We start from the raw sequence: 11,955 nt of genomic DNA on the forward strand, positions 1-11,955 counted from the left end.
GCGTGCCCGAGTCTCCACCCCGCCGCATTGCTCACCTCGACATGGATGCCTTCTACGCATCGGTCGAGCTGCTGCGCTATCCCGATCTGCGCGGGCAAGCCGTCGTGATCGGCGGCCGGCGCGACCATCAGCCCATCACCTTGCCGGACGGCACGCGGCAGTACGCACGCTTGCGCGACTATGTCGGGCGCGGCGTGATCACGACTTCCACCTACGAGGCGCGCGCGCTGGGCGTGTTCTCGGCGATGGGCATGATGAAGGCCGCGCAGCTCGCGCCCGAGGCGATCCTGCTGCCAGTGGATTTCGACGCCTACAGGCATTACTCACGCCTGTTCAAGGCGGCCGTGCGCGCGATTGCGCCGCAGGTTGAAGACCGCGGCATCGACGAGATCTACATCGACCTGACGGACATTGCCGAAGACAGCCTGCCGCTTGCGCAACGTCTCAAGCAGGCGGTACGCCACGCGACGGGTCTGACCTGCTCGATCGGCATCACACCCAACAAGCTGCTCTCCAAGATCTGCTCCGAGCTCGACAAGCCCGACGGTATTACCTTGCTGTCACGCGAAGAGATTCCCGCGCGCATCTGGCCGCTGGCGGTACGCAAGATCAACGGCATCGGCCCCAAGGCCAGCGAGCGGCTGGCGGCGATGGGCATCGCCACCATCGGTCAGCTTGCCGCCGCTGCCCCGGAAGCGCTGCAGGCGCAGTTCGGCCGCAATTACGCGCTATGGCTGCATGAAGTCGCACACGGCATCGACGAACGCCCCGTCGTCACCGAATCCGAACCGAAATCCATCAGCCGCGAGACGACGTTCGAGCGAGACCTGCATCCGCAGCAGGATCGTATCCAGCTGGGCAGCATCCTGACCGATCTCTGCGAGCGCCTGGCTGCCGATCTTCTGCGCAAGGCTTATGTCGCGAAGACCATAGGCATCAAGCTGCGGTACGACGATTTCCGCTCGGTGACGCGCGACCTGACGCTCCCCGAGCCGGTACGCGACGCGGCGAGCATTTTGCGAGCAGCGAGGGAGTGCCTCAAGCGCGTACCGCTGGATCAACGCCTGCGATTGCTGGGAGTGCGTGCCAGCGCGCTGCTGCCATTCGACGATGTTGCGGAGAGCAGCAGTGTCGAGCAAGGCGAGCTGCCATTTTGAATCGCCCAAAAAACAAAGGCGCCCATCGGGCGCCTTTTCTTGAAGCACGGGCTGATTACTTCTTGCGGCGCGTCGCTGCCAGACCCATGATGCCGAGGCTGGCGAGCAGCAGGCTCATCGGTTCCGGCACCGAGGTGGCCACGTTGGTGAACACGAAGGTTTCGTCGTTGTAGTTGAAGTCACCGCCGCCAGCCAGATCTTCGAAAGCCACGAAGGTGCCTGCGCCGATCACGGAGTCGCCAGCAAAGTCCGTTGCATAAACGTGATTGACCTTGTCAGAGTTCATCGACGTGTCGGAGTACCAGGGGCCAACGCCGCCGGGGGAGACGTTGATCATCTTGAAGACCAGCGTGTCACCCGCGTTGGCGTAGCCCAGCACCAGCGACGCGCCGTAAGCCGAGGAATGGTTGTTCAGGCCCTGGATGCCGGTTGCGACGCCGTTGATCAGCAGGGTCAGTTCGTTGGTGTAGCCAGCAGTCGAACCGTAGAAGTAGGCCGTCACGGCACCCGTGGTGGCAGCGGTGAAGCTGTAGCTGGTTGCGTTCTGTACACCGGCGTTGGGGTAGGGGATCGGGCCGGCCACCGAGGCACCCGAGAAGCCGATTGCGGCGGCGGTCAGTGCTGCGAAGGCGATTTTCTTTGCGTTCATATTGGTTACTCGTCTCTGGATTCTGGTTGGCACCCACTGAATTGCGGGCTTGATCTTGCTTCTGGCGACTTATTAGCAGCTGCCGTGCCAGAATGTAAATTCTGTTTTTAAACAATGATTTATTGTTCTTCCGGGTGTTGCGCTGGCTGCGATGGTAAAAAATCCCGACGCGGCTGGCGGATCTGCGCAAGCCCGCTGTCCGTGGGTTCGCAAGGCAGGGCAGGGCGCGGTGGCAACGTATAATCCGCCCCTTCCCGCGCTGCCGCACGCCACGTTCTGACCATGCTCCGCATCACCGAAATCAAGCTTCCGCTGGACCACCCGGAAGAGGCTCTGCACGAGGCCATCCTCAAGCGCCTCGGTATTGCGCCAGCCGAGCTGCTGTCGTTCAAGGTGTTCAAGCGCAGCCCGGATGCCCGCAAGAAGTCCGACATTGCGTTGATCTATTCGGTCGACGTCGAGGTGCGCAACGAGGCGGCCCTGTTGGCGAAAGTGACGGCTGCGGATCGCAAGCGCAAGGCGCCTGGCATGGTGATGCCATCGCCGGACATGGCCTATCGCTTCGTCGGACATGCTCCTGCCGGCTTCAGCGAGCGCCCCGTCGTGATCGGCATGGGGCCGTGCGGCTTCATGGCGGCGCTGCTGCTGGCGCAGATGGGCTTCCGCCCCATCGTGCTGGAACGCGGCAAGCAGGTGCGCGAACGCACCCAGGACACCTGGGGCCTGTGGCGCAAGAAGACGCTCAATCCCGAGTCCAACGTGCAGTTTGGCGAGGGCGGGGCGGGTACGTTCTCCGACGGCAAGCTCTACAGCCAGATCAAGGACCCTCGCTACCTGGGCCGCAAGGTGCTGGAAGAGTTCGTCAAGGCCGGTGCGCCCGAGGAGATCCTCTATGTCAGCAAGCCGCACATCGGTACGTTCCGCCTGGTCGGCATGGTTGAAAAGATCCGCGCCGAGATCGAATCGCTGGGCGGGGAGATCCGTTTTCGCCACAAGGTCGAGGACGTGCTGATCGAAGGCGGGCAGGTCAAGGGGCTATTCGTCAGTGCGCCGGAGAAGGGCCCGGAGTTCCTCGCGGCCAGCCACGTTGTGCTGGCAGTGGGTCACAGCGCACGCGACACCTTCCAGATGCTGTTCGATCGTGGCGTGCATATCGAAGCCAAGCCTTTCTCGATCGGTTTCCGCATCGAGCATCCGCAGTCCCTCATCGACGAGGCGCGCTTCGGCAGGTTCACGGGCCACCCGATTCTCGGCGCGGCAGACTACAAGCACGTCTACCACGCCAGCAACGGGCGCTCGGTCTACAGCTTCTGCATGTGCCCGGGCGGCACCGTGGTTGCGGCAACCTCGGAAGAAGGCCGTGTCGTCACCAACGGAATGAGCCAGTACTCGCGCAACGAGCGCAATGCCAATGCTGGCTTCGTTGTCGGCATCACGCCCGAAGTGGACTATCCGGGCCACCCCCTTGCGGGCATCGCCTTCCAGCGCAAGTGGGAGAGCCGTGCTTTCGAGCTGGGCGGTGGCGAGTACATGGCGCCGGCACAACTGGTCGGTGACTTCATTGCGGGTCGCGCTTCGACGGCGCTGGGCGAGGTGGAGCCCTCGTACAAGCCCGGCGTGACGCCCTGCAGCCTGGCGACGGCTTTGCCCGACTATGCCATCGCGGCGATGCGCGAAGCTCTGCCGGCGCTGGACCGCCAGATCCGCGGCTATGCCATGCACGACGCCGTGCTCACCGGGGTGGAGACGCGCACTTCATCGCCGATCCGCATCCGGCGTGGCAAGGACTACCAGAGCGTCAACACGCGCGGCTTGTTTCCGGCGGGTGAGGGCGCGAGCTATGCGGGCGGCATCCTGTCTGCAGCGGTCGATGGCATCGAGGTGGCCGAAGCGGTGGTGAAGAGTTTGCTGGGATTGCCGGACTGAGTCTCGGCAGCAGCAATGCACAACGGGGTCGCAGCCCTGATGCCGTCCAATAAGCAATCCGGGGTGATGACTTCAGCCCAAAGGCCCTCATCCCCAACCCTTCTCCCGCAGGGAGAAGGGGGGTTCAGGCCCCTCGCCCTGCGGGAGAGGGGTGGGGTGAGGGTCGCTTTTGTCTTGACTGAACGGCGTTGGGGCGGCAGCCCCGTCTCTCATCTGCGCAGCCAGATTACTTGCGACGGCGTGCAGCAATGCCCGTCAGGCCAAGGCCGGCGATGAGCATGGCCCAGGTGCCGGGTTCGGGTACCGGGGCGGTCAGCACGATCAGCTTGGAGGCCGCGTTGGCCACAGCGTTGGCGGTCTGATCCTGCTCGGCGATGAGGTAGATGGTGCCGGACTCGTCGATGGTCACGCCTTCGATGCCGTTGTCGGGCAGCACGTTCGTCAAGTCGAGCGTGCTCAGCACGGTGCCCGTACGGGTCACTTCGATCAGCTTGCGCGAACCCAGGCTAAGAACCAGCAGGTTGTCGGCGGCGCTGGTGCCGACGAAGGCGTCGACACCCGACAGTGTGGCCACGTCGGACAGCGTAGCCAGCCCCATCAGCGAGGTGTTGAACAGGGTGCTCGTGTTGGCGACGCCGCTCAGGTTGTTGCCGAAGCTCAGTGTGCCGCTGCGGATGTCTTCGGGCGACTCCTGCTTCACCATGACAAAGCTGCCATTGCGGGAATCGTAGGCGATGCCTTCGAGGCCGCTGTTGCCTACGTTGTCATTGCTGATAGACACGCCGGCACTGACGAGACTGGCGGTGCCGCCAGCGAGGTAGCTGAAGCTGTAGGCGTCGTAGAGGCGTTCTTCGCTGACGACCAGCTGGCCGTTGCCAATGTAGGCGAGACCCTCGGTGTCGTGCTTGCTGCTGCCCGTGCCGCTCCAGTTGAAAGCCATGGCGCCCAGTGTTGCGCCGGTTTTCGATATCTCGACCACGCCCGTGCCTTCGTCACCGACGTAGAACAGGGTGCCGCGATCGCGGGCGTAGGTGATGGCTGAGCCTTCGAGGCCCGACACGCCGTTGCCCGGATTGATGGCCAGCGAATACACGCCGGACACGCTGTAGCTGCTCAGGTTCAACGAGGTGGCGCTGACTGCACCGCTCAGACCGATGGCCATCACTGCAGCGAAGAGTTTCGTGAAGTTCATGTTCGGAATCTTTCAGTAATCAAGCAGTGCGGCGACGCGACATCACGCCGATCATGCCGAGGCCGGCCAGCAGCATGGCGTAGGTGGAAGCTTCGGGCACGGCGGCGATGCTGCCGGGCGAGCCGATTTCAGCCGCGTCGTTGATGGCGACAAATGCGCCATTGACACCTGCCACGCTCAGTTGCGAGATCGTCACGTTGTTGAGGCCCGCCGCGTTGTCGAAGGTCTGGTACGGTGCCACGCTGTCCGACGCACCAAAGCTCACGCTGGCCTGCTTCACCCCGGCGGCGTTGAAGATGTTCACGGCGTCGCTGGTGGCGCTCAATCCCACGCCTGAGCCGCTGTAGTAACCGATCTGCAAGCTGCTGTTGCCGGCCGTGCCAAACCATGTCGAGAGGAAGCTCGCGGCGATGGAGGTCTCGGTGAAGATCACCGATTCGCCCGCCGCGATGGTGGTAATGCCAGTGAGCGCAACGGCCGCACTGAAGCTGTTGCTGTCGTCGTCCATCTTCCAGCCGGTGATGTCGACGGCACTGCTGCCCGTGTTGGTCAGCTCGAACCAGTCTTTGGCGTAGGGCGAATTGCCGCTTGCCCACGGAGCGACTTCGGTGATCACGATGGCGGCTTGCGCGCTGCCGAGGCCGATGAGGGCGACCGCTGCGGCGAGTGCCTTCAGCGATGTGCGGATGGTGTTCATTGCTCTACTCCGGTAGTCCGGCTTCGTCGTCTGGTGTCTCCGGCAGAGCGAAGCCTTGTCTTTGGAAAGGCCGGAGAACGCGCGAGCTTAGGTTGCGCGCATTGCAAGGGCATGACAGCTGTTCTGGCAGGCGACCCAAGGCAAAATCCGTGGCGACACCCGTGGCGGAACTTTCGCCGCCCTGCCGGACCAAAACCGCATGCCTCATCCTTCCCGGTGACGATGCGATGCTGCGACAGAGGTGCAGTTCAGCGGCCTTGAACTCAGGTTTTTTGCATCCATCTCCGGCATTACGCGCTTCGCCTCACTCTCGGCTCCTGTATGCCTCCCATCCGTTTCCTGCTCGCCGTTGTCGGTCTCATCGCGACTCTTCATCTGTACCTCGCGATTCGCCTCGTGCCCGATCTGCCCGTGTCTGGCGCAGTGCAGTTCGCAGCCATTGTCGTGTTGGTGCTGTCGACCCTGCTGCAGCCTCTTGGCCTGCTCTCGCGCAGCTTACCTGGCGAGGCCTGGCGCGACCGCTTCGCCTGGCTGGGCATGGGATTCATGGGTTTTTTCTCGTCGCTGTTTGTGCTGTCGCTGCTGCGCGATGTAATGCTTGTCATCGCTTTCGTCGTGGATGTCAGCGGTCTGTTCGAACTTGATTTCTCTGCGCTGGAAGCGATGTCGGCTGTGACCTGTCTTGTGCTCGCAGCCATCGTCACTGCGTGGGGCTTCATCAATGCGCGTCGTCTGGCGCGCGTCGTCGACATCAACGTGCCGATTGCCAACCTGCCTTCGGGTCTGAATGGTTTCCGCATTGCGCAGATCAGTGACATCCACGTCGGACCCACCATCAAGAAGGCCTATCTCGCGCGCATCGTGCAAGCCGTCAATCGTCTGCAGCCCGATGTGGTCGCCATAACCGGTGACCTCGTCGACGGTCGCGTCAGTGACCTGCGCGATCACGTCGCGCCGCTCGCTACGCTGCAGGCGCGGCATGGCAGCTTCTTCGTCACGGGCAATCACGAGTACTACTCCGGCGCGCATGAATGGATTGCCGAGCTGCGGCGTCTGGGCCTGCGCGTGCTGCTCAACGAGCATGTGCAGCTTGAACATGACGGAGCCGGCATCGTGCTTGCCGGTGTCACCGACTACAGCGCCGGCGCTTTCGATCCCGCGCATCGCAGTGACCCCAAGGCCGCCGTTGCTGGCGCGCCAAGCGGTGTTCCGCGCATCCTGCTCGCGCACCAGCCACGCACGGCCAACGCGGCAGCGGGTGCAGGTTTCCAGCTGCAGCTTTCGGGCCACACGCACGGCGGGCAATTCTGGCCGTGGAATCTCTTTGTGCCGCTGCAGCAGCCTTTCACGGCTGGCCTGCATCGTCTGCAGGACCTGTGGATCTACGTCAGCCGAGGCACCGGTTATTGGGGGCCGCCCAAGCGCTTTGGCGCGCCATCCGAGATCACTTGTTTGCGTCTGGTGGCAGCCTGAAGCGGCAATCGCCTCAAGTCTGCAGGGCGGTGCTGCAGCACTTGTCGCACATATCCCAAGGCAGGCAAGCGCAGACGCGAGTCAGCTCGACATAGCGGCTGCCTGCGACAAACGCACCTCCGACAGGTGCCTGCCCCCTGGATGCCGGGTGCTTGCTGGAGGAGGGCGCGGGCCTCGCTGCTGCATCGCGCGGCGTCGGCTGCCATTTAGCGAAAGCCGACATATCCGCCTTGTCCGCCACATACCAGAGCTTGTTCGCGGCATCCCAGCGCGCGCCCAGTGCCTTGGCTGCATCTTTCTCGGCGAAGGGGACTTTCAGATCGAATCTCATGGATGTGGCGTGGGGTGAAGACCGGGAGCGCGATCATACGGTGAAGGGCGCACGGCGGGCCAAAGCATTCCGGAAAACCCCTTGCCGCCTGCTTTGTGGGCGGTTGGCGTGATGGATTGCACGCTGCGCGGGGCGGATCGCTAATAGTCATGAACTACTGCACATCTGGCGACGCCTTGTTTGTTGGCTATATGTATTAATCAATAAAAATGCCAAAACCAACAACAAGGGAGTTTCCTGTGAAAGTTCGTGCGCTGGTTTCCATGCTCGGTTTTGCCCTGTCCCTCGCCGTGGCGGCTCCGGCCCAGGCGACCGTGATCAATGGCGGTTTCGAGAACAACTTCAGCGGCTGGACCGTTACCGGTGACGGCTACCTCGTCACCCAGACCGGCAACACCCGCACCCGTCACGACTACCAGACCTACCAGGGCTGGGAAGGTGCCGACGTCTGGTTCGGCAGCCCCGCCAAGGACGGCAGCACCTTCGCGGTTTTCGGCTCTTACGGCAACGAAAGCTCCGGGGGGGTCACGTCGTCGCTGTGGACCGCCACCAACCAGTACATCAGCTTCTGGACAGCTGGTAACTACACCGCCAACCAGGGGAACAATCGCGCTTACGCCGAGATCCTCAGCAGCACCGGCGCCGTGCTCGCCAAGCAATATCTCAACAGCTACAACGACAGCGTCTGGCGCGAGTTCACATTCGATCTTGCCGCGCTGGGCCTGAATGCCGGCGACCAGTTCAGCTTCCATTTTGAAGATGGCTACAGCTGGAGCGTCATCGACAACATCGCTGAGTCTGGCCCCGCACTGCCCGGTGGCAACGTGCCCGAGCCCGCCAGCCTTGCACTCGTTGGCGCAGGCATCGTGATGCTGGCACGTCGCCGTCGCCAGCGTTGATTGACGAGGCAAGCTCAAAGAAAAAGGCCACGCTGTGCGTGGCTTTTTTCTTGATGGGCGCGACTCCGACACGGAAGTTGCCGAGTTGTTGCCGGATGTCGCTGGCCAGGCCATTCAACTCGCCAGGGATTGGCGCCCGGCACGCTTGCGCTCCTCAAGGTCCTACAACGCCTTCGCTACCGCCATCAGCCAGTCGGCGTCCAGCGCTCGCCCGAGGCTCTCCACCAGCGACGTCATTGCAGCACGCCGTGCAGGCGCAGGAAATCCGAAGAACCCGAATCGCTGCGTCATGCAGGCCGCCACTGGTGCGGCGCGCTCAGGCTTGCGGCGAAGGCTTCGGCAGGCGTTGCGTTGGTGTGGGCGGGTGCGATGCTCAATCCGGAAATCGCTCCACGTGCGTCTCGCCCTTGCGGCCGAAGTAGGTGACATGGCGGCCCGCGATCCACACCGTGTAACCCGCGCAACCGGCAGCCTGCGTGAGCTGCTTGAATTCCGGGTACATCACCTTGCCCTGCTGTGCGCCGAGAATCGCAGCGCGCACGCCCTCGGCGCTGAAGTCGTTCGCGATGGCGTCGCTCGCGCGCTCGAAGCACTGATCCAGCGTGCTGCCATCGGGCAGGAAATAGCTCGTGCGACCCGAGCGGTAATCCACGTGATACGACTCAACCTGAACACTGCTGAGCTGGCCGATGACCTGGCCGAAATGGATGCGGCCAGCGTTGGACGCTTCGAAAGTCGAGGTGATGATGTCCTGGATATCTGCCTGCATGCGTGTTACTCAATGGGTGAGGTTTGAGTGGAAGAGGGCCTGACTTCAGGCCGTCGGGATTTCCTTGAGCTGGTGGTGCTGTACCAGACCCTGCATCAGGGCCATCAGCGTGGCGCGGTCAGCTTCGGGCAGATGCGCGAAGAAGTGTTCGTCATTCGCATCCGCCAGTGCCGCCAGTTGTGGCAGCAGTCTCTTGCCTGCTTGAGTGAGGCGCAGCGCCTGCGCGCGCCCATCCACGGCCAGCCGCTCGGCCAGACCCTTCTGCTCCAACCGGCTCATCACCTTCGACGCCGCGCCCTTGGTCATGCCCAGCGCCGTGATCAATGAGGCATGCGAGCTCTCCTCCTGATCCAGCAAGGTGCGCAATGCCACCCACTCTGTGACTGTCACATCGCGCGCTTCCAGCTGCTTCTGGAAGCGCTGCGACACATGGTTCGAAACAAAGCGCAGCCAGAAACCCAGATGTGCTTCCAGCGGCGCGGCAGCGATTGGCTTCCTTGTACGTGCCAAGATGGTTTCCTTGGAAACTTGATGGCGGGATCGTAGTTTCCGTGGAAACAAAAGTCAATGCTCCGGCCTGCAGCTATCCGCACAAGCTGTCGGGCTGCCTCTGCTCCAGGCGCTACCAGTCAGCGCCTGTCGTCCATCAATATCGTCGCGCGCCTCGACGCGTGGCGCTCGCAAGACGCCTGGCAAAAAAAAGGGCCACCGCATGGGTGGCCCTTTATCACTGCGTGGGTGCAGCGCCGCTGTTCGACGCGCTTACACCGCGAGTGTCGGGTAGTCGGTATAGCCCTCGGCGCCGGACGTGTAGAACGTCGCTGGGTTCGGTGTGTTGAGCGCGGCCTTGGCCTTGATGCGAGCGGGCAGGTCAGGGTTGGCCAGGAAGGCCGTGCCGAAGGCCACCGCGTCGAGCTTGCCGTCGGCAATCGCGGCTTCGGCCTCTTCTGCGCTGTAGCCCATGTTGCCAATCAGCACGCCCTTGTAGGCGGCCCGCACCGGCGTCATCAGGTCGCCAGTCTGCTGCTGGTAGAAGTCGCCGCGCATGAGGTGCAGATAAGCAAGATTGAAGGCATTCAGCTTTTCGGCCAGCCATGTGACAAGCCCGACCGGATCGCTGTCACGCATGTCGTTGTAACTGTTCAGTGGAGACAGGCGCAGGCCGACGCGATCACTGCCCCACACTTCGATCACCGCAGCCAGTATCTCGAACAACAGGCGCGCGCGGTTCTCACGGCTACCCCCGTACGCTCCTTCGCGTTTGTTCGAGCCGTCGCGCAGGAACTGATCGATCAGATAGCCATTGGCGCCATGCACCTCAACGCCATCAAAACCGGCTTCCTTCGCGTAAATCGCCGCCTGACGGAAGCCCGCCACAATGCCCGGAATCTCTTCGTCGAGCAGGGCGCGAGGCACGGTGTAGGGCAGCTTGCCCTGGGGGGTGTGCACTTCATCGTTGGCAATCGCAATGGCGCTGGCGCTGACCGGTTGTGCGCCGCCATTCAGTGCCGGGTGGCAAGCACGGCCGCCGTGCCAGATCTGCAGAAAAATGCGGCCACCCTTCGCGTGTACCGCATCAGTCACGAGCTTCCAGCCCGCTACGCAAGCGGGTGAGTAGATGCCCGGCTCTTTCCAGAATGCCGAGTTGCCCTCGACGGCCATGGTCGCTTCCGCAATCAGCAGACCACCCGTCGCGCGCTGCGCATAGTGTTCCGCCATCAGCGCATTGGCCAGGTGTTCTTCACCGGCACGAGCGCGCGTCAGCGGCGCCATGAAAATGCGGTTCGGCACGGTGAGCGCCCCGACTTTGAGTTCCGAAAACAGATTGGGCATGGCAGAACCTTTCCTGTGAGGGTTTGGGCCGGGATGCGTCAATGCGACGTACCCGGAGCAGCTCGGTATCTATAGGCCCTTGTACAGGAATTCAATCGCCCGACTCAAAATCTTTGGCGACCCGCGCGTCGGCTCGACGACAGGATTCGTGCCGCAGGATCGGCCCCGCCGCTTTGCGTTCCGCCCTCCGTCAGGGACGTATTCCGGGGTAGGCGAACCAAGCATGCCCAGCTGCATGACCGAGCGAGCAGGCGCTCGTGGATTGCTGCCCTGGCGTGCGTGAATGCGACTCTTTATCTCAGGCTAAGCAGAGCACCAACGGCAGCAGGATCAATCCGCGCTGGCTGAGTGTGGGGCAATAGGCGTCTTGCAGCTCTCGCAGTCGAATCCCTGCGCTTCCAGCCACTGCCATGCCTCATCGCATGTGTGGATGGTGATGATCGGCACGTTGATCCCGTCAAACACGCCTTGATTCTCGGTCACACGGGCGAGGAACTCGACGGCATGAATGCGGATGATGGCCTTCGCACCATTGGCGACCGCCCACGCCAGCAAGTCATGCGAGGCGGCGAAGCCGCTCTCGGTGCCGCCCTGCCACTGGTGCAGATCCATGACATGCGCCCAGCGGGCGGGTTGGCCCGCCTCCTGCCAGGCTTGCTGGATGCTCGCGGTCATCAGCAGGACACCCTCGCGATTGAAACTGCCTTCGAGAATCGCGAAGCACACCTGATCACACCATCGAACCCTGCACGTACCGTGCGGCTTGTTCTGCATACGATCAGTCTGTTGGATGAAACGATCCCGATTTATAGTCGAGTTGCGACAGGGCAGCAACAACGCCACGCGAACTATCCAGCCGCAAGCGTGCATTGTTTCGCTAACCGCGTGAGATCGCGCGGGGCCAACCCGGTGATGATCGAGCCCTTTCTACCGGCGCTTCGCTGGCACAGGCAAGTTGCCGCCTTGCCTGCCGCATGCTCACACCACCCCCGATGCGGCCATACTTTCGCATCCCGAATCGAGACCCGC

The 11,955-nt window shown here is 62.8% G+C and carries 12 protein-coding genes; 4 read left to right on the top strand and 8 right to left on the bottom strand.

The genetic code is table 11. From position 1 onward, the window contains the following. Positions 1 to 2: 2 nt before the first annotated feature. Positions 3 to 1,157, top strand: a complete 1,155-nt coding sequence (dinB, locus tag ABEA02_RS05525; protein WP_345531862.1) for a DNA polymerase IV — start codon at positions 3 to 5, stop codon at positions 1,155 to 1,157. Between the two features lie 55 nt (positions 1,158 to 1,212). On the opposite strand, the gene ABEA02_RS05530 is transcribed toward dinB, so the two are convergent. Then, positions 1,213 to 1,806 carry a DUF4114 domain-containing protein gene (locus tag ABEA02_RS05530; RefSeq protein WP_345531863.1) on the bottom strand — a complete coding sequence of 198 codons (594 nt, stop codon included), beginning with the start codon at positions 1,804 to 1,806 and terminating at the stop codon, positions 1,213 to 1,215. A 282-nt stretch (positions 1,807 to 2,088) separates the two neighbouring features. On the opposite strand from ABEA02_RS05530, the gene ABEA02_RS05535 reads away from it, so the two are divergent. After that, positions 2,089 to 3,732 (top strand): NAD(P)/FAD-dependent oxidoreductase, encoded by a 1,644-nt coding sequence (locus ABEA02_RS05535; protein WP_345531864.1) that lies wholly within the window; start codon positions 2,089 to 2,091, stop codon positions 3,730 to 3,732. Between the two features lie 226 nt (positions 3,733 to 3,958). Here ABEA02_RS05535 and ABEA02_RS05540 read toward each other — a convergent pair whose 3' ends face one another. Both ABEA02_RS05540 and ABEA02_RS05545 read right to left on the bottom strand, forming a co-directional pair. Beyond that, positions 3,959 to 4,924, bottom strand: coding sequence for an SdiA-regulated domain-containing protein (locus tag ABEA02_RS05540; protein WP_345531865.1), 966 nt, complete (start codon positions 4,922 to 4,924; stop codon positions 3,959 to 3,961). A 19-nt stretch (positions 4,925 to 4,943) separates the two neighbouring features. After that, a complete protein-coding gene (locus ABEA02_RS05545) occupies positions 4,944 to 5,621 on the bottom strand; it encodes a lamin tail domain-containing protein (protein WP_345531866.1) in 678 nt (225 codons plus the stop codon). 321 nt (positions 5,622 to 5,942) lie between these two features. On the opposite strand from ABEA02_RS05545, the gene ABEA02_RS05550 reads away from it, so the two are divergent. Beyond that, positions 5,943 to 7,094, top strand: a complete 1,152-nt coding sequence (locus ABEA02_RS05550) for a metallophosphoesterase (protein ID WP_345531867.1) — start codon at positions 5,943 to 5,945, stop codon at positions 7,092 to 7,094. A 13-nt stretch (positions 7,095 to 7,107) separates the two neighbouring features. On the opposite strand, the gene ABEA02_RS05555 is transcribed toward ABEA02_RS05550, so the two are convergent. Then, complete coding sequence (locus tag ABEA02_RS05555) at positions 7,108 to 7,425, bottom strand: DUF5710 domain-containing protein (RefSeq protein WP_345531868.1); 318 nt, start codon at positions 7,423 to 7,425, stop codon at positions 7,108 to 7,110. Positions 7,426 to 7,664: 239 nt separating this feature from the next. On the opposite strand from ABEA02_RS05555, the gene ABEA02_RS05560 reads away from it, so the two are divergent. Further along, positions 7,665 to 8,324 (top strand): PEP-CTERM sorting domain-containing protein, encoded by a 660-nt coding sequence (locus tag ABEA02_RS05560; RefSeq protein WP_345531869.1) that lies wholly within the window; start codon positions 7,665 to 7,667, stop codon positions 8,322 to 8,324. A gap of 373 nt (positions 8,325 to 8,697) precedes the next feature. Here the strand turns inward: ABEA02_RS05560 and ABEA02_RS05565 are convergent, their stop codons facing one another. From ABEA02_RS05565 to ABEA02_RS05580, 4 genes are all read right to left on the bottom strand, one after another. Further along, on the bottom strand, positions 8,698 to 9,093 hold the full coding sequence (locus ABEA02_RS05565) for a DUF1398 family protein (RefSeq protein ID WP_345531870.1): 396 nt from the start codon (positions 9,091 to 9,093) through the stop codon (positions 8,698 to 8,700). Positions 9,094 to 9,138: 45 nt separating this feature from the next. Then, complete coding sequence (locus tag ABEA02_RS05570; protein ID WP_345531871.1) at positions 9,139 to 9,603, bottom strand: MarR family winged helix-turn-helix transcriptional regulator; 465 nt, start codon at positions 9,601 to 9,603, stop codon at positions 9,139 to 9,141. Positions 9,604 to 9,855: 252 nt separating this feature from the next. Further along, the gene (locus tag ABEA02_RS05575) at positions 9,856 to 10,926 is read right to left on the bottom strand and encodes an alkene reductase (protein ID WP_345531872.1); all 1,071 of its coding nucleotides are present in this window, start codon (positions 10,924 to 10,926) and stop codon (positions 9,856 to 9,858) included. A 330-nt stretch (positions 10,927 to 11,256) separates the two neighbouring features. Then, the gene (locus ABEA02_RS05580) at positions 11,257 to 11,652 is read right to left on the bottom strand and encodes a hypothetical protein (RefSeq protein WP_345531873.1); all 396 of its coding nucleotides are present in this window, start codon (positions 11,650 to 11,652) and stop codon (positions 11,257 to 11,259) included. Positions 11,653 to 11,955 lie beyond the last annotated feature (303 nt).

The sequence above is a fragment of the Viridibacterium curvum genome (assembly GCF_039544165.1).
Classification (GTDB): domain Bacteria; phylum Pseudomonadota; class Gammaproteobacteria; order Burkholderiales; family Rhodocyclaceae; genus Viridibacterium; species Viridibacterium curvum.

Excerpts from the sequence above, each read along its gene's own strand:
- ABEA02_RS05530 (WP_345531863.1), bottom strand. The coding sequence starts at position 1,806 with ATGAACGCAAAGAAAATCGCCTTCGCAGCACTGACCGCCGCCGCAATC.
- ABEA02_RS05565 (WP_345531870.1), bottom strand. The coding sequence starts at position 9,093 with ATGCAGGCAGATATCCAGGACATCATCACCTCGACTTTCGAAGCGTCC.
- ABEA02_RS05545 (WP_345531866.1), bottom strand. The coding sequence starts at position 5,621 with ATGAACACCATCCGCACATCGCTGAAGGCACTCGCCGCAGCGGTCGCC.
- ABEA02_RS05575 (WP_345531872.1), bottom strand. The coding sequence starts at position 10,926 with ATGCCCAATCTGTTTTCGGAACTCAAAGTCGGGGCGCTCACCGTGCCG.
- ABEA02_RS05540 (WP_345531865.1), bottom strand. The coding sequence starts at position 4,924 with ATGAACTTCACGAAACTCTTCGCTGCAGTGATGGCCATCGGTCTGAGC.
- ABEA02_RS05550 (WP_345531867.1), top strand. The coding sequence starts at position 5,943 with ATGCCTCCCATCCGTTTCCTGCTCGCCGTTGTCGGTCTCATCGCGACT.
- ABEA02_RS05555 (WP_345531868.1), bottom strand. The coding sequence starts at position 7,425 with ATGAGATTCGATCTGAAAGTCCCCTTCGCCGAGAAAGATGCAGCCAAG.
- ABEA02_RS05535 (WP_345531864.1), top strand. The coding sequence starts at position 2,089 with ATGCTCCGCATCACCGAAATCAAGCTTCCGCTGGACCACCCGGAAGAG.